The sequence below is a fragment of the Ruminococcus sp. 8Y-12 genome, assembly GCF_058119865.1.
On record NZ_CM176623.1, the window covers coordinates 2,733,581 to 2,755,753 of the forward strand.

The 22,173-nt window shown below is 50.0% G+C and carries 17 protein-coding genes; 15 read left to right on the top strand and 2 right to left on the bottom strand.

All coding sequences use genetic code 11. The annotated features are described in order from the left end of the window. The first annotated feature begins 49 nt into the window (after window positions 1–49). The 6 genes from AC0THY_RS10140 (at window position 50) to AC0THY_RS10165 (ending at window position 7,171) form a co-directional block, all read left to right on the top strand. On the top strand, window positions 50–1,081 hold the full coding sequence (locus AC0THY_RS10140) for a permease prefix domain 1-containing protein (protein WP_489990490.1): 1,032 nt from the start codon (window positions 50–52) through the stop codon (window positions 1,079–1,081). Between the two features lie 149 nt (window positions 1,082–1,230). Further along, a complete protein-coding gene (locus AC0THY_RS10145) occupies window positions 1,231–2,676 on the top strand; it encodes an NlpC/P60 family protein (RefSeq protein ID WP_489990491.1) in 1,446 nt (481 codons plus the stop codon). A gap of 179 nt (window positions 2,677–2,855) precedes the next feature. Beyond that, window positions 2,856–4,184, top strand: coding sequence for a type I glutamate--ammonia ligase (glnA, locus tag AC0THY_RS10150; protein WP_489990492.1), 1,329 nt, complete (start codon window positions 2,856–2,858; stop codon window positions 4,182–4,184). A gap of 311 nt (window positions 4,185–4,495) precedes the next feature. Further along, window positions 4,496–5,044: an ANTAR domain-containing response regulator gene (locus AC0THY_RS10155; RefSeq protein WP_489990493.1), complete on the top strand. Its 549-nt coding sequence runs from the start codon at window positions 4,496–4,498 to the stop codon at window positions 5,042–5,044. Window positions 5,045–5,103: 59 nt separating this feature from the next. Beyond that, entirely contained in the window at window positions 5,104–5,937 is an 834-nt protein-coding gene (gene dapF / locus AC0THY_RS10160) for a diaminopimelate epimerase (RefSeq protein ID WP_489990494.1), read from the top strand. A gap of 19 nt (window positions 5,938–5,956) precedes the next feature. Then, entirely contained in the window at window positions 5,957–7,171 is a 1,215-nt protein-coding gene (locus AC0THY_RS10165; protein ID WP_489990495.1) for an LL-diaminopimelate aminotransferase, read from the top strand. Window positions 7,172–7,246: 75 nt separating this feature from the next. On the opposite strand, the gene asnA is transcribed toward AC0THY_RS10165, so the two are convergent. Continuing rightward, on the bottom strand, window positions 7,247–8,257 hold the full coding sequence (asnA, locus tag AC0THY_RS10170) for an aspartate--ammonia ligase (protein ID WP_489990496.1): 1,011 nt from the start codon (window positions 8,255–8,257) through the stop codon (window positions 7,247–7,249). Window positions 8,258–8,843: 586 nt separating this feature from the next. Between asnA and aspS the strand changes: the two genes are divergently transcribed. Genes aspS through gatB form a run of 4 tightly spaced genes read left to right on the top strand, consistent with a single transcriptional unit; the run spans window position 8,844 to window position 13,414 of the window. Beyond that, a complete protein-coding gene (gene aspS, locus AC0THY_RS10175; protein ID WP_489990497.1) occupies window positions 8,844–10,175 on the top strand; it encodes an aspartate--tRNA(Asn) ligase in 1,332 nt (443 codons plus the stop codon). 21 nt (window positions 10,176–10,196) lie between these two features. Beyond that, on the top strand, window positions 10,197–10,490 hold the full coding sequence (gene gatC, locus AC0THY_RS10180; RefSeq protein ID WP_489990498.1) for an Asp-tRNA(Asn)/Glu-tRNA(Gln) amidotransferase subunit GatC: 294 nt from the start codon (window positions 10,197–10,199) through the stop codon (window positions 10,488–10,490). Window positions 10,491–10,503: 13 nt separating this feature from the next. Beyond that, on the top strand, window positions 10,504–11,979 hold the full coding sequence (gene gatA, locus AC0THY_RS10185) for an Asp-tRNA(Asn)/Glu-tRNA(Gln) amidotransferase subunit GatA (RefSeq protein ID WP_489990499.1): 1,476 nt from the start codon (window positions 10,504–10,506) through the stop codon (window positions 11,977–11,979). Between the two features lies 1 nt (window position 11,980). Then, the gene (gene gatB, locus AC0THY_RS10190; protein ID WP_489990500.1) at window positions 11,981–13,414 is read left to right on the top strand and encodes an Asp-tRNA(Asn)/Glu-tRNA(Gln) amidotransferase subunit GatB; all 1,434 of its coding nucleotides are present in this window, start codon (window positions 11,981–11,983) and stop codon (window positions 13,412–13,414) included. A gap of 990 nt (window positions 13,415–14,404) precedes the next feature. On the opposite strand, the gene AC0THY_RS10195 is transcribed toward gatB, so the two are convergent. Next, window positions 14,405–14,698, bottom strand: a complete 294-nt coding sequence (locus AC0THY_RS10195; protein ID WP_489990501.1) for a hypothetical protein — start codon at window positions 14,696–14,698, stop codon at window positions 14,405–14,407. A 1,085-nt stretch (window positions 14,699–15,783) separates the two neighbouring features. Between AC0THY_RS10195 and AC0THY_RS10200 the strand changes: the two genes are divergently transcribed. The 5 genes from AC0THY_RS10200 to trkA all read left to right on the top strand — a co-directional run bounded on the left by AC0THY_RS10200 (window position 15,784) and on the right by trkA (window position 22,161). Further along, complete coding sequence (locus AC0THY_RS10200; protein WP_489990502.1) at window positions 15,784–17,145, top strand: MATE family efflux transporter; 1,362 nt, start codon at window positions 15,784–15,786, stop codon at window positions 17,143–17,145. Between the two features lie 113 nt (window positions 17,146–17,258). Continuing rightward, a complete protein-coding gene (gene nrdD, locus AC0THY_RS10205; protein ID WP_489990503.1) occupies window positions 17,259–19,391 on the top strand; it encodes an anaerobic ribonucleoside-triphosphate reductase in 2,133 nt (710 codons plus the stop codon). Between the two features lie 15 nt (window positions 19,392–19,406). Then, entirely contained in the window at window positions 19,407–19,814 is a 408-nt protein-coding gene (locus AC0THY_RS10210) for a C-GCAxxG-C-C family protein (protein ID WP_489990504.1), read from the top strand. 1 nt (window position 19,815) lies between these two features. After that, window positions 19,816–20,562 carry a tRNA threonylcarbamoyladenosine dehydratase gene (locus AC0THY_RS10215; protein WP_489994175.1) on the top strand — a complete coding sequence of 249 codons (747 nt, stop codon included), beginning with the start codon at window positions 19,816–19,818 and terminating at the stop codon, window positions 20,560–20,562. Window positions 20,563–20,802: 240 nt separating this feature from the next. After that, complete coding sequence (gene trkA, locus AC0THY_RS10220) at window positions 20,803–22,161, top strand: Trk system potassium transporter TrkA (protein WP_489990505.1); 1,359 nt, start codon at window positions 20,803–20,805, stop codon at window positions 22,159–22,161. The last annotated feature ends 12 nt before the right edge of the window (window positions 22,162–22,173 follow it).

A 22,173-nucleotide genomic window follows, 5' to 3' on the forward strand; every position in this document is an offset into this window, starting at 1 on the left:
GCCTGCCGCCGGGAGGGCGGGCAGCCAGCAGAGTAAAAGGAGGAGAAGTATGGAGACAATCAAAATTTATCTAGAAAATATGTTTATGAATCTGCCGAGGACGCCGGAGGTGGAGCGTGCAAAAGAGGAGCTGTTCCAGATGATGGAAGACAAATACAATGAACTGAAAGCGTCCGGCAGAACGGAAAATGAAGCCATTGGGATCGTGATTTCTGAGTTCGGCAATCTGGAAGAGGTGGCTGAGAGTCTGGGGATATCTTCCTATGTGCATAAGGAGAGACAGGGAGAGAGAGAGGAGCCCGGAGAAGCCAGACGGATAGGCATTGAGGAGGCCAGGCGCTATCTGGATGGCCAGTATGCCTTTGGCACCAGGATTGGCATAGGCGTCGCGCTGTGCATATGGTCGCCTATTGTGTTGATCATTCTGGGAGGTATTGCGGACGGCACACCTATAGAAGACGTGGCAGGTGGGGTGGGACTTTTGATATTGTTTCTGATGGTTGCCCCCGCAGTGGCTATTTTTATCTACAATGGAATGAAATCAGAAAAGTTTAAATATTTACAGGAAGAACTTTTCAGTCTGGACTATGAGGCGGAAAATTATGTGCGGACAGAGGAGGAAGAATTTCAGGGAGTCTTTACAGCCTGCATTACTGTTGGAGTGGTTCTGTGCATCATCAGTGTGATGCCCATATTCGCTGTGGAAGTGCTTTTTGGGGGAAGTGAACTGGCTGCGGCTGTGGCCATCGGAATTCTCCTGTTTGTGGTCAGCATCGGCGTGTTCTTATTCATCTTTGGGGGAATCAGGAAGAGCGCCTACTCTGTTTTACTTCAGAAGGGAGAGTATAATCGGGAAAAAAAAGTGCAAAAAGAGCGTGAAAAGAAGGCTGAAAAGGTAATCGGAGCCATTGGTGGGGTATACTGGTCTGTTGTGACCTGTATTTATCTGCTGTGGAGTTTTCTGACTATGAAATGGGGATCTACATGGATTATCTGGCCTATTGCCGGCGTTCTCTTCGGGGCAATCGCATCCATCTGTAATGCAGTCGCGGGCGTGACCGGAAGTAATGACAATCGTTAACTCCTGGTAACAGGGCAGCTTGGCTGAACTGTTACAACTCCTGTGAAAAGTTTGTGGCCTGCCTTGCAAATTCTGGAAGAACTGCTATAATGGAAGGGAAAGTGAAGACAACCAGCATTAGCTGCAGGACATACAGTAAGGAGTAATAAATGAGCTTAAAGAAATTAAGAAAGATTATGGGATGTCTGATGCTCACATCAGCCATGGTGATGTCCCTCCCGCAGATGGCATTTGCCGCTCAGTCGAAGCCGGAAGTACAGAGCACCAGCGAGAAGGAAAGCGCAAGGGAGCCCCAGGAATCCGCCACTGAAAAGGCGACGGAGGCTCAGACTGAGAGTCAGTCGGAAACACAGGGGGAATCCCAGACAGAGTCACAGTCGGAGAGCCAGTCCGAGTCTGGGAGTGAAACCCAGACGGAGAGCGAGACTCAGACAGCTTCGGAGAGCAGTACCCAGACAGACTCGGAATCTGAGACAGATACGCAGACAGATACGGAGCTGCAGATTGAAGAGCCGGATAAGGATAAACTGGATGAGGAAGAGCTGCATCCAAATGAGAATATTAAGAAGGGCAAAGAAGATAAAGAACCGGAAGATCACTCAGATGCCAATGCGAACCTGACTACCAATATTATTGCAGGAAATGAGGTTTATCTGGAGAAGCTCTCCAGTACATATGGATTGAAATTTGCAGATGGTTTTGAGGAAGTGATGGAGGAGATCGAGGCGGATTACAAAGAGTGGCTGGATACTCCGGAGGACTTTTTGGCAACCAATTGGCAGGAGGTTCTGGCAGTTTATGTGCTTCGCCACCAGACGGAATATGGGTCCGGAAAGATCACTATGGATAAGAATGCTAAGGAGGAACTGGAAAAGGTCTTTTTCCTGATGAACATCCGCAGTTCCTCCAGTATAGCAAATAAGCTCGCCAAAGAGATTGACCTGGAGAATGAGAACTGCGCCCTGACGGTTGAGGATTATGCACAGCTCCGCAATCTGGGCAGGGAGGAAACGGAAGTTCTGGAGAAATACACTTCCGAGGAGTGTAAGCAGCTCTGTGCCATTGTGACCGCAGCCAAGGGCTTTGTGCGCGAGGAAGTGGGAGAAGGTATCTCTGAGGAGCGTATTGCGATTGTAGCAGCGGCCTGCAGCCTGGTGGGGAAGGTAGGCTACTTCTGGGGAGGAAAATCCTACACCATAGGATGGGACTCTATGTGGGGGTCTCCGATGCAGGTGACAGCAGCGGGGAGTCAGTCCACAGGCACCAGCAGAGGGTATGGACTGGACTGCAGCGGTTTTGTGTGCTGGTCTTATTACAATGGACTGGGCGGCACAGACGGCGGCATAGGAAACCACACCACCACACAGTGGAATTCCACTGAGATGGTGGACAGCGACAAGGCACAGCCCGGCGACCTGGTATTCTACAATTCACCCGCAGCAGGGGATCAGAACCATGTAGGCGTGGTGATCGGCAAGAACGAGGACGGAAGCCTTGCAGTGGCTCACTGTTCCTCCAGCAAGAACGGGGTAGTGGTAGGCGAGGCGTGGTCTGCAGGCTTTAAATATGTGAGAAGTCCTTTGTCATTGAAATAAAAAGGGTGAACAGTAACAACTATTACATAAAAGAAGAATAGGCAGTGAGTTTTTTGTTGACAAAAGAAAAACTCACTGCTATTATTTTGTTTAGAGCAAAGGCGTTCTTAGTGGGTTAAGAGCGCCTTTTTATATTATGACAAAAGTCGAGAATATTTAATTGAAAAGGAGAAATGACTATGAAGTATACAAAACAGGATGTAATGAGGCTTGTGCAGGAGGAGGATGTGGAGTTTATCCGCCTTCAGTTTACGGATATGTTCGGCACTTTGAAAAACGTGGCTATCACCTCCAGTCAGCTGGAGAAGGCCCTTGACAACCAGTGCATGTTTGACGGTTCCTCCATTGAGGGATTTGTCCGGATTGAAGAGTCTGACATGTATCTCTACCCGGATTTGAATACTCTGGCAATTTTTCCGTGGCGTCCTCAGCAGGGAAAGGTGGCCAGACTGATCTGCGATGTGCACCGCCCGGGCGGGGAACCCTTTGAGGGAGATCCCAGATATATTTTAAAAAAGGTTTTAGGGGAAGCAAAACGGATGGGATATGGATTTGACGTGGGGCCAGAGTGTGAATTCTTTCTGTATCACACGGATGACAACGGACAGCCCACGACCATTACCCACGAAAAGGCTGGGTATTTTGACTTAGGACCTGTGGACTTAGGGGAAAATGCCCGCAGGGACATGGTGCTCACACTGGAGGATATGGGGTTTGAGATAGAGGCTTCCCACCACGAGGTCGCGCCGGCCCAGCATGAGATTGATTTCCGCTACGATGAGGCGCTGGCAACTGCGGACAATATCATGACCTTTAAGCTGGCGGTCAAGACCATTGCCAAACGCCACGGACTGCACGCTAGCTTTATGCCCAAACCTAAAGAAGGGATCAATGGATCAGGGATGCACACAAACATGTCTCTTACCAAGGATGGAAAAAACGCATTCTCAGATGTAAACGACCCCTTGGGCCTGAGCAGGGATGCCTATTATTTTATCGGTGGTTTGATGAGACATATCAAGGGAATGACTGCGATCACCAATCCCCTGGTAAATTCCTATAAACGTCTTGTGCCTGGATTTGAGGCTCCGGTGTACATTGCGTGGTCATCCACCAACCGCAGCCCGCTGATACGGATTCCGGCTGCCCGTGGGGAGGGCACACGCGTAGAGCTGCGCTGCCCGGACGCCTCCGCGAACCCTTATCTGGTGCTTGCCGTGTGCCTGGCTGCGGGAATGGATGGAATCAAAAATCAGATCATGCCTCCGGCCAGTGTGGATAAAAATATTTTTGAGATGACAGCGGCCCAGAAGGAAGAGGAGGGGATCGACTCCCTGCCCAACAATCTTCTGGAGGCAATTCACGCCCTGGAAAATGACCCGTTTATCCAAAATGTACTGGGAGAGCATGTGAGCCAGCGCTATATCCGCGCGAAAAAGCAGGAATGGGCCCAGTACTGCCGGCATGTATCCAGCTGGGAGATTGAGCAGTATCTCTATAAGATATGATTTCTGTTTTATCTTGCATCATAGGAAAGTCCTTCGGGATTCCCTATGATATAAAAAGCCCTCCGGGCGGGATCGCCCTGCGCGCAGGATTCTTTTTTAAAAGAAGATAAGACTCTCACCTCTATAGGGGGTGGGTAAAAAGAAATCCGTCTTGGTGGGAGTCCAATCCCCTTCCAAGATAAAGCCTCCGGCGGATGGCAGAAGCGCGCAGGTAATTTATGCCATGCGTAGCATGACACGCGCTTCGCCGCAAATACGCGGAGGCGTATTTGAATCTAAGGAAGCTTATTGACAAGACAGGAGGTGGTTCTGTGACAAACGTGATTGTGGTCTTTCCCAGAACGGAGGATGCACAGAATATAAAGAATCTGCTGGTGCGCCACGGCTATGAGGTGGCTGGAACTTGTACCAGCGGCGCCCAGGCTATTCAGACGATGGACCGCCTGGGGGAGGGGATTGTGCTGTGCGGGTATAAGTTTAATGATATGATCTATTCACAGCTTTACGAGTGTCTGCCACCGCAGTTTCAGATGCTCCTGGCAGCTTCTCCCCACATCCTGTCAGAATGCAGAGACAATGATATTGTCTGTCTGTCCCTGCCTCTGAAGGTACATGACCTGATTAACACACTGGAGATGATGGCCGGCTCTTTGATGCGGCGCAGAAGGAGGCAAAATGCCAAGCCGAGGGCGCGAAACGGGGAGGAAAAAAAGATCATTGAGGAGGCCAAGAAGCTGCTGATCGAGCGGAACAATATGACGGAGGAGGAGGCGCACCGATATATTCAAAAGTGCAGTATGGACAGTGGCAACAATATGGTGGAGACCGCCCGAATGGTGTTCAGCCTGATGAAATTTTAGGTTTTCTTTTCCGGGGGTGTATGGTATCATATGGATAATTTAGGCGATTGGAGGATATTATGAAGTTTACGAAAATGCAGGGAATCGGAAATGATTATGTATATGTCAACTGTTTTGAGGAGGATGTGAAGCATCCGGGGAAAGTTTCCGCTCTGGTCAGTGACCGGCATTTTGGAGTTGGTTCGGACGGCCTCATTCTGATTAAGCCCTCTCTGAAGGCAGATTTTAAGATGGAGATGTACAACGCGGATGGCTCAGAGGGAGCCATGTGCGGAAACGGCATCCGCTGCGTGGCCAAGTATGTCTATGATTACGGGTTAACGGATCAGACCAGGATCAGCATTGAGACAAAGAGCGGCATAAAATATGTGGATCTGACCGTGCAAAACGGCAAGGTGTCCCTGGTGAGAGTAAATATGGGCTCTCCTGTCCTTGAGGCGGCACAGATCCCCATTGTCTCTGAAAAGGAGAAGGTCATAAACGAGCCGATTGTGGCAGCGGGGACAGAATACCGGATGACCGGCGTATCTATGGGGAATCCCCACGCTGTGGTCTATATAGAGGATGTGAGAGGGCTGGAGATTGAAAAGATCGGCCCTGCATTTGAAAACCATCCCAGGTTTCCGGACCGGGTCAACACAGAATTTGTCCGCGTGATGGATGAGCACACTGTGGAGATGCGCGTCTGGGAGAGGGGGTCCGGGGAAACCCTGGCCTGCGGTACAGGCGCCTGCGCGGTGGCTGTGGCTTCCATATTGAACGGGTATGTAAAGGGGGAAGTGACGGTAAAGCTGCTGGGAGGGGATTTGCAGATTGAATGGGACCGGGAAGAGAATACGGTCTATATGACCGGACCTGCCCAGGTAGTATTTGACGGTGAGATTAGCCTGTAAGAGAGTTAAGGAGGAAGAGATGTTTAAGATCAATGATAATTATCTGAAACTACCGGGAAGCTATCTGTTTTCCAATATAGCAAAAAAGGTTGCCGCCTACACAGAGGCAAATCCTGACAGAGAGATTATCCGTCTGGGTATCGGCGACGTGACACAGCCTTTGGCTCCCGCTATCATTGAATCCCTGCACACAGCGGTGGATGAGATGTCCAGGGCCGAGACTTTCCGCGGATACGCGCCGGATCTGGGATATGAATTTTTGCGCAGCGTCATTGCCAGGAATGACTATGCGGACAGAGAATGTGAGATAGGGGCGGACGAGATATTTATCTCCGACGGCGCAAAGTGCGACTCCGGAAATATCCAGGAGATTTTCAGCGTGGACAATAAGATTGCAGTGTGCGATCCGGTTTACCCTGTCTATGTGGATACGAATGTGATGGCAGGGCGGACGGGAACGTATGACTCTTTAAGCGAGACCTGGAGTGATGTGATCTACATGCCCTGCACTGCGGAAAATCAATTTGTGCCGGAGCTGCCGGGGGAGACGCCGGACATTATCTATCTGTGCTTTCCCAATAACCCAACGGGTACCACGATCACAAAGGATCAGCTTCAGGTTTGGGTGGACTATGCCAATAAGGTGGGGGCTGTGATCATCTACGATGCGGCTTATGAGGCTTATATCTCAGAAAAAGACGTACCTCACTCCGTCTACGAGTGCGAGGGCGCCAGAACATGTGCCATAGAGCTTCGCAGCTTTTCCAAAAACGCGGGCTTTACCGGGACGCGTCTGGGTTTTACCGTGGTTCCTAAGGATTTAAAATGCGGGGATGTTATGCTTCACTCCCTCTGGGCCAGACGGCATGGCACCAAGTACAACGGGGCGCCCTACATTATACAGAGAGCCGGTGAGGCAGTGTACTCAGAGGCTGGGAAAGCCCAGCTGAGGAAGCAGGTGGCATACTACATGGACAATGCCAAAGTGATCTTTAATGGCTTGAAGGATGCGGGATACACCGTGTTTGGAGGTGTGAATGCCCCCTATATTTGGCTGAAGACACCGGATAAGATGACCTCCTGGGAATTTTTCGACTATCTTCTGGAGAATGCCAATGTGGTGGGGACACCAGGCTCAGGCTTTGGACCCAGCGGAGAGGGGTATTTCAGACTCACTGCGTTTGGAAGCCGGGAAAACACAGCAGCAGCCATCGAACGAATCAAAAAGCTCTAAATGTTCAGTTTGGACCGGGTCATTTTTCAAAAATGACCCGGTCCAAACTGATATAAAATCTAAACAGATTTAAATTTAGAGAAGCTGGATTCCACTGGCCATCGCTTTTTCTGCTATGTGGTCGGGCCAGAGGGAGGCCTGCACTTCACCGATATGGGCTTTCCGGAGATAGAACATGCAGATACGTGACTGACCGATGCCGCCTCCTATGGTATAGGGCACTTCCTGGTTCAGGATTGCCTTTTGGAAAGGCAGGTCAGCCCGTTCCGGACAGCCTGCAGCGGCCAGCTGGCGTAAAAGGGCATCTTCATCTACGCGGATTCCCATGGAGGAAAGCTCCAGGGCGATATCCAGGACAGGGTAATATACTATAATATCTCCGTTTAAGGCCCAGTCATCGTAGTCCGGGGCGCGTCCGTCGTGTTTTTCTCCGGATGCCAGGGTTCCTCCGATCTGCATGATGAACACGGCGCCTTTGAGTTTGGCGATGTTGTACTCCCTCTCCTTGGGTGTGCAGTTCGGGTATAGATCCTCCAGCTCCTGGGTCGTTATAAAAAAGATTTCCTTTGGCAGGATCTCCTCAATGTAGTCATATTCTATGGACATATATTTCTCAGTCTTTTTCAGTGCCTTGTAGACTGTGCGGACCACACTTTGAAGCGTCTCCATGGTGCGCTCCTCTTTTTTAATGATTTTCTCCCAGTCCCACTGATCCACATAAATGGAGTGGATATTGTCCGTATCCTCGTCCCTGCGGATGGCGCTCATGTCTGTGTAAAGCCCCTCACCGTAGGAAAAACCGTATTTTTTCAGAGCAAAACGTTTCCACTTAGCCAGAGAGTGGACGATCTCCGCAGGAGCGTCCCCCTGCTCTTTGATCCCAAAACTTACGGGGCGTTCCACTCCGTTTAAATTGTCGTTTAGCCCGGACTGGGGCGTGACAAACAGGGGGGCGGATACACGCAGCAGGTTCAGGCGCTCTGCCAGGGTCTTTTGAAAAAAGTCCTTCACGGTCTTAATGGCAACCTGAGTATCGTGTAGATTCAACTCCGACTTATATTGCTCAGGGATAATCAAATGTTCCATAATAAACTCCTTTTCTTGCTTGGGCTTAAAGATTCGTAACTGTTCAGTACCTTTACAGTTACATGCAAAAATCCATATAAAAGATTCAATGTCTAGTATAACATCATTTTCAGGGATTGTGCAAAAAGAAAATAAAAAACCCTTGCAATTGAAAAATAACTGTGCTAGTATGTGCTACATAAAAGAAAATGCAGTGAAGGAGACTCTTGCTTTGAAACTTGACAGGAATACGGCGTCACCGACTGAGAGCGCTGTTTAAGGGAAGGGGCAGACAGGGAACACTCCGGAGCAGACTGGCTGAAAACAGGAGTAGGTCAGTACGTAGCACGCGTTAAGTGTAATGAGAGGCAGGGACTTTCGGTTTCTGCAATGCGGGTGGTACCGCGGATATGATAAATGATCCGTCCCGGAATAGTAAATATTCCGGGACTTTTTGTGCACAAAAAAGTCTCCGGAATCAAAACTGCCGCAAAGGCGCGGAAGAAGATGTAGGGATACGTCTGTCTTCGTCAGCTCTTTGTGGCGGTTTTTTTACTCATATCTGTTGCAACAATATTGGAAAAATGATGATGAGAGGAGAAGAACCATGGATGTTTTAAAAGGCGTAATCGAAAAAGAGACAAGGGAAATCTGTGAACTGGCAGAGCCGCATATGGCTGGCAAGACCGTGAGGGTAAACGGTGCGGTCCACACCATTCGGGATATGGGAGAGGTGGCTTTTGTGGTATTGAGAAAGCGGGAAGGCCTGCTGCAGTGTGTGTTTGAGGAGGGCATTACAAAATTTGACTTGAAAGAGCTGCAGGAAGCGGATACCATAGAGGTAACGGGGGTTGTAAAACCGGAAGAGCGGGCGCCCCACGGCGTGGAGGTGCGTATGGAGAAGATACGTGTACTCAGCCGGTCAGCAGAGCCTCTGCCACTGGCAGTCTCCAAGTGGAGGCTGAACACCTCCCTGGAGGCAAAGCTGAACATGCGATCCATTGCTCTTAGAAACATCAGGGAGAGGGCTAAGTTTAAGGTTCAGGAGGGCATTGTCAGAGGATTCCGGGACTTTCTTTATCAAAAAGGATTTACGGAAATACGCACGCCGAAGATCGGGGCTAAGGGGGCGGAGGGAGGCTCCAATGTCTTTAAACTGGACTATTTCCACCGCCCGGCTGTCCTGGCCCAGAGTCCCCAGTTTTACAAACAGATGATGGTGGGGGTCTTTGACAGGGTGTTTGAGACCGCACCCGTGTTCCGGGCGGAGAAGCACAATACCAAAAGACATCTGAACGAATACACCAGTCTGGACTTTGAGATGGGGTATATCGATGGATTTGAGGATATTATGGGGATGGAGACGGGATTCCTCCAGTACACAATGGAGCTTCTGAGAAAGGAGTATGCAAAGGAACTGAGCATACTGAAGGTGGAACTTCCAAAGACAGAGGAGATTCCGGCGGTCCGCTTTGACCAGGCCAAAGAGATGGCAGCTGAGAAATATAAGAGAAAGATAAAGAACCCCTACGATCTGGAGCCGGAGGAGGAGGTCTTGATCAGTCGGCTGTTTCAGGAGGACTATGGGGCAGACTTTGTGTTTGTGACACATTACCCCGCCAAAAAGCGCCCCTTCTATGCAATGGATGACCCCGAAGACAGCCGGTTTACCTTGAGCTTTGACCTGCTGTTTCGTGGAATGGAGATCACCACAGGGGGACAGCGCATCCATGATTATCACCTGCTGCTTGACAAAATCGCAGCCAGGGGCATGACCGAGGAGAGGATGGAGCAATATCTGGATGCCTTTAAATACGGCATGCCGCCCCACGGAGGTCTGGGCATTGGTCTGGAACGCCTGACGATGAAGCTGTTGGGGGAGGAGAATGTGAGGGAAACTACCCTGTTCCCGAGAGATCTGGGAAGACTGGAACCATAAAAATGAGAGGAGAATGTTGAGATGGCAAATATCATAAGTGATGAGATAATAGAGTATGTGGGAATCCTTGCGAAGCTGGAACTATCCGGGGAGGAAAAGGAGCAGGCAAAGCGGGATATGGGAAAGATGCTGGACTATATTGACAAACTTGGTGAGCTGGATACAAGCGGCGTGGAGCCAATGTCCCACATTTTTCCGGTAACCAATGTGTTTCGGGAGGATGTGGTGACCTGTAAAGAGGACAGAGAAAACATGCTGAAAAATGCGCCGGAGTGCAAAAACGGTTCCTACAAGGTTCCGAAAACGGTAGAGTGAGGAGGAACTTAGCATGAATATAATAGAAATGACAGCCACAGAGCTGGGAAAAAAGATCAGGGCTGGGGAGGTTTCAGCAGTGGAGGCCACAAAAGAGGTTCTGGAGCAGATTCAGGCTGTGGAAGGCCAAATCCACGCATTTGTGACCGTGGACGAGGAGGGAGCCTTAAAGAGAGCAAAGGCTGTGCAGCAGCGGATTATGTCAGGGGAACTTGAGGGCCCGCTGGCGGGAGTTCCCGTTGCGATCAAAGACAATATGTGTACAGAAGGCCTTTTGACCACCTGCAGCTCCAAGATTTTGAGTGATTTTAAACCTACTTACACTGCGGAGGCTGTCCGGAACCTGGAGAAAGCCGGAGCGGTCATCCTGGGAAAAACCAACATGGATGAATTTGCCATGGGAAGTACCACCGAGACATCCGCCTGTGGAGTAACCCGGAATCCGTGGAATACAGAGCATGTGCCCGGGGGCTCCTCCGGGGGCTCCTGCGCGGCTGTGGCGGCAGGGGAGTGCTTTTATGCCCTGGGGTCTGACACGGGCGGTTCCATCCGGCAGCCCAGCTCATTCTGCGGGGTGACAGGGCTGAAACCCACCTATGGCACGGTGTCCAGGTACGGCCTGATCGCGTACGGTTCCTCCCTGGATCAGATCGGGCCTGTGGCCAGGGACGTGGCGGACTGTGCGGCCGCATTGGAAGTGATTTCCTCTTATGATAAAAAGGACAGTACATCCCTGGCAAGGGAGGACTGCCGCTTTACTGAGGCATTAAAGGAGGATGTAAGGGGGATGAGGATCGGAATTCCCCGTGACTATCTGGGGGAGGGGCTTGACCCTGAGGTAAGGGCCGCTGTGCTGGAGGCGGCAAAGGTTCTGGAGGAAAAGGGAGCCTGCGTGGAGGAGTTTGACCTGAGCCTAGTGGAATACGCTATCCCCGCATACTATGTCATTGCATCTGCTGAGGCCAGCTCCAACCTCTCCAGGTTTGACGGCGTCAAGTACGGCTACCGGGCCGGGGACTGCGAGGGACTTCACAGCATGTACAAAAAGAGCCGCTCCGAGGGCTTTGGGGCTGAGGTGAAGCGCAGGATTATGCTGGGTTCCTTTGTGCTCAGCTCCGGCTATTACGATGCCTACTATCTGAAGGCCCTCCGCACAAAAGCGTTGATTAAGAAGGCATTTGAAAGGGCGTTTGCAAAATACGACGTAATCCTGGGGCCTGCGGCGCCCACGACCGCTCCAAGGCTGGGAGAGTCCTTAAACGATCCGCTGAAAATGTATCTGGGCGATATCTATACCGTTTCCGTAAACCTGGCAGGGCTGCCGGGAATGGTTCTGCCCTGCGGAAAGGACTCCGGGGGATTGCCCATCGGCCTGCAGCTGATCGGGGACTGCTTTCAGGAGAAAAAGATCCTGCAGGCAGCCTACAGCTATGAGTGTACCAAAGCGTATGAAGCGCCGGGGATGGCGGTGAGAGGAGGGGGAAAATAGGATGAACAGACAATATGAAACCGTAATCGGCCTGGAGGTCCATGTGGAGCTGGCCACAAAGACAAAGATCTTCTGCGGGTGTTCCACAGAGTTCGGGGGCGCTCCAAATACGCATACCTGCCCGGTGTGCACCGGGATGCCGGGAGCCCTGCCTGTGCTGAACAGACAGGTGGTGGAGTATGCCCTGGCAGTGGGACTTGCCACAAACTGTCAGATCAACCAGTACTGCAAGTTTGACCGAAAGAACTATTTTTATCCGGACAATCCCCAGAACTATCAGATTTCCCAGCTGTATTTGCCCATCTGTCATGACGGCAGCATAGAGATTGAGACAGGGGCCGGAAAGAAGGTTGTGGGGATACATGAAATTCACATGGAGGAGGATGCCGGAAAGCTCATCCACGACCAGTGGGAGGACTGCTCTTTGGTGGACTACAACCGCAGCGGCGTGCCCCTGATTGAGATTGTCTCCGAGCCGGATATGAGAAGTGCAGAGGAGGTCATTTCCTACCTGGATAAGCTTCGAACCATCATTCAGTATCTGGGAGCCTCGGACTGCAAGCTACAGGAGGGCTCCATGCGGGCGGACGTGAATCTGTCCGTGAGGGAAGCGGGCTCTTTGCAGCTTGGCACCAGGACGGAGATGAAAAACCTGAATTCCTTTAAAGCCATCGCCAGAGCCATTGAGGGGGAGCGGACAAGGCAGATAGAGCTTTTGGAGGAGGGCAGAAGGGTCATACAGGAGACGCGCAGATGGGATGACAACAAGGAATCTTCGTATGCTATGCGCTCCAAGGAGGATGCCCAGGATTACCGTTATTTCCCGGACCCCGATCTTGTGCCCGTGGTGATCAGCGGCGAGTGGATTGACAGTGTCCGCAGACGCCAGCCTGAGCTGCGCACAGAGAAGCTGGAGCGGTACAAAAGGGAGTTTGATATACCGGAGTATGATGCCGGGATACTCACAGGCTCCAAAAAGCTGGCGGACCTGTTTGAGGCAGCCACAGCGCTCTGCCACAGCCCAAAGAAGGTGTCCAACTGGCTGATGGTGGAGACCCTGCGTTTGCTGAAGGAGAGGGGGATGGAGCCGGAGGATCTTAGCTTCTCACCCAAAAACCTGGCCAGGCTGGTCACGATGACAGAGGATGGGATCATAAACAGTACGGTGGCAAAGGAGGTCTTTGAACAGATCTTTGAACACGATCTGGACCCGGAGAAGTATGTGGAGGAAAACGGGCTGAGGACCGTGAGCGACGAGGGGGCTCTGCGCAGTGTGGCAGAAAAGGTCGTGGAAGCGAATCCCCAGTCCGTGCAGGATTACAGGAGCGGAAAGAAAAAGGCTATTGGATTCCTGGTGGGGCAGACTATGAAGGCCATGCAAGGAAAGGCGGACCCGGCCTCAGTCAACAGGATACTGGAGGAGATTCTGAAATAAAATTATTGTAACTGGTAACAGTTCAGATGGGACGCGGCTGGCTGAGGGGGACGCATCCCCCGGCGCAGGGCTATGCTTCGTGGACGCGTGCAACATTCCGATGAGCTATCTGCTAACTACAACTACAGAAAACCTGCCACTGGCAGCTTTTCTGCATACTGAGGCATAAGCCGCTCAGGAAAGCCTTCGCGTTCAATGTCATCAACTTTAGATAGTACGCACCTTGACAACTAAATAATGCACAAATAACAAATGATATTTTTGTTGGTAACCGTTTGGCATAATTCGTTACGACGGACGCAGCAGAGGAGCGTGTCATAACTCCCGTCGACGAGGACAACGTTCCGGCGAGCTAAGCACTAACTGCAACTACAGAAAACCTGCCACTGGCAGCTTTTCTGAATACTGAGGCATAAGACGCTCGAGAATTCTCTCGCGCCTAAGTTTACGTAAGTGCTGGATCTCGCCTCCACTAAGAACGTCCTCTGATTGTCGACAGGAGTTATAACACGCTCCTCCGCCGCTGGCTTTCTAATGAGGGAGGGAGAAAATAGCTGAACTGTAACTAAAAAGGGTTACAGTTCAGCCTTCGGCTGAACCAACTGACTGTACACCAGCTAAAAATAGCTGGTGTGCCTGAAAATAATCTCTTGTTGTTTTTAAGCATTGACCATTTTCTTATTTTTAATGTTTCTAAGAACCGCAGATGGTTGTAACGGTACTTGTCCATTCTGTTCCGTAAAGACAGTTTATCTGATTTTGCATATTTTTGTTTTGTTTTTTTAATAATGATACACCGCAGTCTCATAGTCATGGATTCGTGTTCCCGTGAATTTTTCCGGGAAACGGCTCCTGTTATGCTGAAAATGCGAATATAGCACGCACTCCATTATTCGTTATAACGGCTGCATCTGCAGCAGCTATTCTTTGGTTAAGCAGTTCTTCTTCCAAATGTTCAATACTGCGTTTTGCGTTGCCTGCAAGTGCTTTTCAGAACTGGTCAACGCTTCCAGTGGAAAGATTTCGTTCACCATTGCCTGCGGCATTTAAAAAGTCTGCAATCCGGTCGTTGGACATTACACCTTCGCTATACAGCATTGTGGCTAGAACTTTGACATTTTCACCATAAACAACATCACTGCGGTTTTCCTTTTTCAGAACCTTGATTTCTTCCTTTCGTTCAGCTGTGCCCTGTTTGTATTTTTCTTCAAAGGAATCCAGACGGGACATAACATCCATCAACTGGTTGTACATACTTTTTTCGTAATTTCCCGCTATATCCACCGGACTCCTTCCACATTTTTGCTATAAAAGCATATCATAAATACGGGGGAAATGCGAAGCTGCCAGGTCTGGCTGTTCGTCAGAATGATTCCAGCTTTTCTATCCACAAGGCATGTTTATATGGAACAAGGATCCCCATTAACACGGATATAAAACAATCCGGTGGATAACCAGATGCCACACACTCCTATAATTTCAGTACTTTTACAATCATTTTTTTCATTGCTGGTTCCGCTGTTTTCTCCCTCCCTCATTAAAAAGCCAGCGGCAGAGGAGCGTGTCATAACTCCAGTCGACAATCAGAGGACGATCTTAGTGGAGGCGAGATCCAGCACTTACGTAAACTTAGACGCGAGAGCATTCTCGAGCGTCTTATGCCTCAGTATGCAGAAAAGCTGCCAGTGGCAGGTTTTCTGTAGTTGGAGTTAGTGCTTAGCTTGCCGGAACGTTGTCCTCGCCGACGGGAGTTATGACACGCTCCTCTGCCGCGTCCGTCGTAAGGAGTTATGCTGAACTGATACCAACAAAAATATCATTCGTTATTTGTGCATTATTTAGTTGTCAAGGTGCGTAATATCTAAAGTTGATGACATTGGCCTTCGCGTCTAAGTTTCCGTAACCAGAGGATTTCATCTTCATTAAAAACGCACGCCAATTGTCCACGAAGCATAGCCCTGCGCCGGAGGAAGCTGTTTCTTTTAGCCGGAAAATGGTATCAGCCAGGCAATTTACAAACTCTCGATTCCAGAATGCAGTCACTCGGGCGTTGGCAGTTCTCTAAGCAAACAATTTACGTGCGTTTTTAGCGGCGGGGAAATCCACCGTTTACGGAAACTTGGACGTGAAGGTTTTCCTGAGCGTACTAGTTGTAGTTAACGGTTAGTTCCCCAGAGCGCTGCACGTGTTTGCGTGAGAGTTGCCAACGCCCGAGTGACGTCCGGGTGGTAACACAAGTAACAGACCTACCCCGTCTGAACTGTTCAGTACCTTCACAGTTCAAATTATTCCCTTGTGTTTTTCCGGCGCTTTCGATATAATAAAAGACCGGTAATTATATAATATGACCTATTCTAAGGAGGAGAAAGATGACGCAGTTGAACACCAGGGCTGAAAAAAAGCAATTTTATATGTTAGTAGTCTCGCTTGTCCTGCCTATGGCAGCCCAGAATCTCATAAATGTGGCAGTGACATCTGCGGATGTGATTATGCTGGGAAAGGTGGGGGAGACGGTCCTTTCCGCGTCATCACTGGCAGGGCAGGTACTCTTTATCCTGACACTGGTGCTCTTTGGTCTGACCTCCGGGGCTGCAGTGCTCACGGCACAGTACTGGGGGAAAAAGGACATCGGGGCAATTGAGAAGGTGCTTGGCATTTCCATGCGGATCGCGCTGATTGTGGCCGCTGTGTTTACCGTAGCTGTGATGGCATTCCCACGACAGATCATGTACCTGTTTACCAGTGAGGAGCCGGTGATTGCGGAGGGGATTGCCTACCTGCGTATTGTGGGATTTTCCTATGTTTTTATCGGCATCACGGTTGTGTATTTGAACATAATGCGCAGTGTGGAGAGAGTAATCATCTCTACGGTGGTCTACCTGGTTTCCCTCTGTGTGAATGTAGTCCTGAATGCGATTTTTATCTTTGGACTGCTGGGCTTTCCGGCTATGGGGATCAAGGGCGCTGCTCTGGCCACGCTGATCGCCAGGATCACGGAGTTTGTCATTGTAGTGATCTATGCCGGGAAAATGAACAGACAGGTGTGCCTGCGCATCAAAAATATATTTGTCCGGGATAAGATGATGATGCGGGATTTTTGCTTGTATGCGGTGCCGGTCCTGCTCAATGAGATGATGTGGGGGTTGGGGATATCCACAGTGACTGCCATTATCGGTCACATGGGAAGTACGATGGTGGCGGGAAACTCCGTGGCACAGGTAGTGCGTCAGTTGGCTATGGTGGTCACCTTCGGCGTGTCCAACGCAACGGCCATTATTATCGGCAAGGCCATTGGTGAGGGGAAAGAGGACTATGCCAGAGTTTACAGCAAGAGACTGATCCGGCTCTCCATTGTGGTGGGGATTTTGGGGGCAGGACTCATTCTTTTGATCTCACCCATTGTGAAGGCCAATCTTACACTGACGGCACAGGCACAGTCTTATTTGGAGATGATGCTGGTGGTAATGGCATTCTATGTAATGTTTCAGTCCTACAATTGTCCCATGATTGTGGGAGTATTCCGGGCAGGAGGAGATACCAGGTTCGGGCTGCTTGTGGATGTGGGAAGCCTGTGGGCAGTGTCCATCGTGTTTGGCGCTTTGGCCGCGTTTGTGTGGAAGCTGCCGCCCACGATTGTGTACATTATTCTCACCTGCGATGAGGCGGTTAAAATCCCTCTGTCTTTCTGGCGGTATCACACTTACAAGTGGATCAAAAACATCACCCGTTAAAATACCCCTTTACGGAGAGTGGATTTTGGTATATACTTGAGAAACAAGATGTTGTTAATAAATGAGACAAATGACCATATGAAGCACTAGATATGGTGAGGAGGATGCGATTCATGTATGTGATAAAGAAAGACGGGACCAGAGAAGAGTTTCATGTAGACAAGATTATCGCGGCAGTCAACAAATCTGCGGGCCGGATCATGTACCAGTTTACGGAGGAAGAGATCGGATTTATCTGCCAGTTTGCCAGAGAGCGGGCCGATTCTCTAAATAAGGAAGAGATCACCATTCAGGATATGCACAATATCGTGGAGGGAGCCCTTGAAAAGGTGAATCCTGCAGTGGCTAAGAGTTACCGGGATTATCGCAATTATAAACAGGACTTTATCCATATGATGGATGACGTCTATACAAAGAGCCAGTCCATACGATATATTGGCGACAAGAGCAACGCCAACACGGACAGCGCTCTGGTAGCCACAAAGAGAAGTCTGATATTTAATGAGCTGAACAAGGAGCTGTACCGGAAGTTCTTTATGAACCGCAGTGAGCTTCAGGCCTGTAAGGACGGATATATCTATATACACGACCAGTCAGCCAGACTGGATACCATGAACTGCTGTCTCTTTGATGTGGCTACTGTGTTAAAAAGTGGATTTGAGATGGGAAATGTGTGGTACAATGAGCCAAAAACCCTGGATACCGCCTTTGACGTGATGGGGGATATCATTTTAAGCACTGCGGCGCAGCAGTACGGCGGCTTTACTGTCCCGGAGGTGGATAAGGTGCTTGCACCCTACGCACAGAAGAGCTATCAGAAATACAAAGAGGAGTTTTTGCGCTACGGGGACCCGTCCTGGGATGGATACGGGGAAAAGGCCAAGAGATATGCCCTGGACAAGGTGAAAAGAGATTTTGAACAGGGATGGCAGGGAATTGAGTATAAGCTCAACACCGTGGGTTCATCCAGGGGAGATTATCCATTTGTAACCGTAACGCTGGGGCTGGGTACAGAGCCCTTTGAAAAGCTGGCAAGCATTTCACTGCTTCAGGTTCACCGCAAAGGACAGGGGAAGCCGGGGAGCCGCAAGCCGGTTCTCTTTCCCAAGATTGTATTTCTCTATGACGAAAACATCCATGGACCGGGAAAAGAGTGTGAGGATGTGTTTGAGGAGGGTATTGCGTGCTCCGCAAAAACCATGTATCCAGATTGGCTGTCCATGACCGGGAAGGGGTATATATCCAGCATGTACAAGCAGTATGGAAGGGTGATCAGCCCCATGGGATGCCGGGCATTTTTAAGCCCCTGGTACGAGCGCGGAGGAATGCATCCCGCGGACAAGGATGACAAGCCTGTGTTTGTGGGAAGGTTCAATGTGGGGGCTGTGAGCCTGCATCTGCCCATGATTTTGGCAAAGTCCAGATCCGAGAGCAGGGATTTTTACGAGGTACTTGATTATTATCTGGAGATGATCAGGGGGCTTCACAGGCGTACGTACGAGTACCTGGGAAATATGAAGGCCTCCACTAATCCCCTGGGCTACTGTGAGGGTGGATTTTATGGCGGGCATCTGCGCCCCCAGGATAAAATCAAACCATTGTTAAAGCCCATGACCTCCTCCTTCGGCATTACGGCTCTGAACGAACTGCAGGAGCTTTACAACGGAAAGTCCATTGCCGAGGATGGAGCCTTTGCCCTGGAGGTTCTGGAGTATATTAATAAAAAGGTGACTCAGTTTAAAGAGGAGGACGGCTGGCTGTATGCAATTTACGGAACGCCGGCGGAGAGCCTCTGCGGCCTTCAGGTGGAACAGTTCAGAAAGATGTACGGAATTGTGGAGAATGTCTCTGACAGGCCCTATGTGAGCAACAGTTTTCACTGCCATGTAACAGAGGACATTACACCCATAGAGAAACAGGATTTGGAAGGAAGGTTCTGGGAGCTGTGCAATGGGGGGAAGATTCAGTACGTGCGATATCCCATTGACTACAATACCGAAGCCATAAAAAGCCTGATACGCAGGGCTATGCGTCTGGGGTACTATGAGGGTGTCAACTTATCCCTGGCCTACTGTGACGACTGCGGACACCAGGAGCTGGAGATGGATGTGTGTCCCAAATGCGGGTCCCAAAACCTGACCAAGATTGACCGGATGAATGGCTATCTTTCCTACAGCCGTGTACACGGGGATACCAGGCTGAACGATGCAAAGATGGCTGAGATTGCTGAGAGAAAGTCCATGTGAGAAGGGGAATGTAAAATGTCAGAGAGAATACAAAAAGCACTGGAAAATCACAAAAAAGGAATGAACTGCTGTCAGGCGGTAGCCTGTGCGTTCGCGGACGTGATGGATGTGGACGAAAACACAATTTTCAAGCTGGGCGAGGGATTCGGAGCCGGAATGGGCGGGATGCAGTGTACCTGCGGTGCTGTCTCCGGGGCGGTGCTGGTGGCCGGCATGAAGAACAGCAGCGGAGATGTAACCAATCCCACTACCAAGGGTAAGACGTATACCTATGCAAAAAAAATAGTGCAGGATTTTAAGGAAAAAAACGGGACAGTAATCTGCAAGGAGCTAAAAGGCGTGGAGACGAAGAAAATGATCCGCACCTGTGACGGCTGCATAGAGGATGCGGCCAGGATTGCGGAAGAAGTGCTGGGACTGTAGCATGGAGCGGGAACAGCTGGAACGGACAGAGATGCTTCTTGGCGGGGAAGCGGTCCAAAGATTGAGAAGCGCCAGGGTTGCTGTGTTTGGCATAGGCGGTGTGGGCGGCTATGCCGCCGAAGCACTGGCCAGAAGCGGAGTGGGAACCCTTGACCTGATTGACAAGGACGTGGTGTCCGTAAGCAATATAAACCGCCAGATTATCGCTCTGCATTCCACTGTGGGCAGGCCAAAGACCCAGGTGATGATGGAACGGATTGGGGACATCAGCCCGGACACGGTGGTAAATACTTATGAGTGCTTTTTTTTGCCTGAAAATGCAGATTCGTTTGACTTTACACAGTATGACTATGTGCTGGATGCCGTGGATACGGTGAGCGCTAAGCTGGAGCTGGCAGTGCGCTGCGCCAAGGCCAGGGTGCCTGTTATTAGTTGTATGGGCGCTGGCAATAAGCTGGACCCCACCCGGTTTGAGGTGGCTGATGTGTACAAGACCTCGGTTTGTCCCCTGGCGAAGGTGATGCGCAGGGAATTAAAAGCAAGGGGGATCAAGAGACTAAAGGTGGTCTATTCCAAAGAGGAGGTCAAAAAACCCCTCAAAACTGTGACTGAGGAGCATCGGCGTGCGATTCCTGGCAGCATTGCCTTTGTGCCCTCTGTGGCGGGGTTGATCATGGCAGGGGAAGCCATAAAAGATATTGTTGATTACTGTTCACTCAGGTCTGAGCATTTACTGCGCAGACCGTGAGAAAATGATTCAGGGGTGCATAAATCCCATCGCCGAAGGCGATTTTGCATGGATTTATGCATGTAACTGTGAGCATGTGAACAGTAACTATTGTTGGAATTCATGAAAATAGGTATTGATTATTTCACAGTCTTTGAGTACAATGTGCTATAGAATCATTTGGTGTAACTGTGAAAGTACTGAACAGTTATCATTTGGTTATTGAAAAATGACACAGAAAAGATACTACTGGAGGAAATAATGAAAATTATCATAGTTGGCTGTGGAAAAGTCGGCGCCACTCTTGCAGAACAGCTGAGCAGGGAAGGAAACGACATCACAGTCATAGACCGCCGTTTCACGGTGGTTCAGGGATTGTCAAATAAATTGGATATTATGGGCATTGTGGGCAGCGGAACAAACCACAGTGTATTGGAGGATGCAGGTGTCGAGCAATCGGACCTGCTGATTGCCGTTACGGGGTCCGATGAGCTGAATCTGCTCTGCTGTCTGATCGCCAAAAAGGCCGGTAACTGCCAGACCATCGCACGCGTGCGAAATCCGGAGTTTCACAAGGAAATACGCTATATTAAGGAGGAACTGGGGCTGGCGATGGTGATTAACCCCGAGATGGCCGCGGCTGCGGAGATTGCCAGGATACTCAGATTCCCGTCTGCCATCAAAATTGAGACCTTCGCAAAGGGAAGAGTGGAGGTGCTCAAGTTTAAAGTCCATCCAGGGTCTGTGCTGCACAATATGGAGATCAGGGATATCAGCACAAAATTGCGCTGTCAGGTTCTGGTCTGCACAGTGGAGCGGGGGGAGGAGGCTGTCATTCCCAGCGGTACCTTTGTGCTGAAAGAGCGGGATATCGTCTCCATAGTAGCTCCTCCTAAGGATGCCAGCCAGTTTTTCAGGAAGATTAAGGTGCAGACAAACCAGGTTAAAGATACGATTATCGTGGGTGGGGGCAAGGTGACCTTTTACCTGGCCAGCCAGCTTTTGAACATGGGAATCAACGTGAAAATCATAGAGAGGGACCAGAAGCGATGTGAGGAACTCAGTGAGCTGCTTCCCAGAGCAACCTTGATTTGTGGGGATGGAATTGACAAGAATCTGCTGATGGAAGAAGGTCTGATGCACACGGACTCCTTTGTGACGCTGACGAACATGGACGAAGAAAATATTCTGCTCTCCATGTATGCCAGGAACAAAGCAGATCTGAAGGTAATCACAAAGATCAACAGCATAGATTTTGATGAGGTTATCAATAAGCTGGACCTGGATAGTATCATCTATCCCAAGTATGTGACAGCGGAATATATTGTTCGTTTTGTGCGGGCCATGAAAAATTCTATTGGGAGTAATGTGGAGACGCTTCATCATCTGGTGGAGTCCAAAGTGGAAGCGCTGGAGTTCTGTATTCGGGAAAATGCCCCCATGCTGAATACTCCTTTACAGGAATTGAGGCTGAAGGACAATCTGCTGATTGGGTGCATCAACCGCTGCGGTAAGATTATTACCCCAAAAGGGCAGGATATGTTAAAGCTTGGCGACACTGTGGTGGTGATCACTACAAATACCGGACTGAATGATATCAGTGATATCCTGAAGGATTAGGGAAAGTGTGGA

Coding starts and splice junctions, on each gene's coding strand:
- AC0THY_RS10140 (WP_489990490.1), top strand. CDS start 50: ATGGAGACAATCAAAATTTATCTAGAAAATATGTTTATGAATCTGCCG.
- AC0THY_RS10145 (WP_489990491.1), top strand. CDS start 1,231: ATGAGCTTAAAGAAATTAAGAAAGATTATGGGATGTCTGATGCTCACA.
- glnA (WP_489990492.1), top strand. CDS start 2,856: ATGAAGTATACAAAACAGGATGTAATGAGGCTTGTGCAGGAGGAGGAT.
- dapF (WP_489990494.1), top strand. CDS start 5,104: ATGAAGTTTACGAAAATGCAGGGAATCGGAAATGATTATGTATATGTC.
- AC0THY_RS10165 (WP_489990495.1), top strand. CDS start 5,957: ATGTTTAAGATCAATGATAATTATCTGAAACTACCGGGAAGCTATCTG.
- asnA (WP_489990496.1), bottom strand. CDS start 8,257: ATGGAACATTTGATTATCCCTGAGCAATATAAGTCGGAGTTGAATCTA.
- aspS (WP_489990497.1), top strand. CDS start 8,844: ATGGATGTTTTAAAAGGCGTAATCGAAAAAGAGACAAGGGAAATCTGT.
- gatC (WP_489990498.1), top strand. CDS start 10,197: ATGGCAAATATCATAAGTGATGAGATAATAGAGTATGTGGGAATCCTT.
- gatA (WP_489990499.1), top strand. CDS start 10,504: ATGAATATAATAGAAATGACAGCCACAGAGCTGGGAAAAAAGATCAGG.
- gatB (WP_489990500.1), top strand. CDS start 11,981: ATGAACAGACAATATGAAACCGTAATCGGCCTGGAGGTCCATGTGGAG.
- AC0THY_RS10200 (WP_489990502.1), top strand. CDS start 15,784: ATGACGCAGTTGAACACCAGGGCTGAAAAAAAGCAATTTTATATGTTA.
- nrdD (WP_489990503.1), top strand. CDS start 17,259: ATGTATGTGATAAAGAAAGACGGGACCAGAGAAGAGTTTCATGTAGAC.
- AC0THY_RS10210 (WP_489990504.1), top strand. CDS start 19,407: ATGTCAGAGAGAATACAAAAAGCACTGGAAAATCACAAAAAAGGAATG.
- AC0THY_RS10215 (WP_489994175.1), top strand. CDS start 19,816: ATGGAGCGGGAACAGCTGGAACGGACAGAGATGCTTCTTGGCGGGGAA.
- trkA (WP_489990505.1), top strand. CDS start 20,803: ATGAAAATTATCATAGTTGGCTGTGGAAAAGTCGGCGCCACTCTTGCA.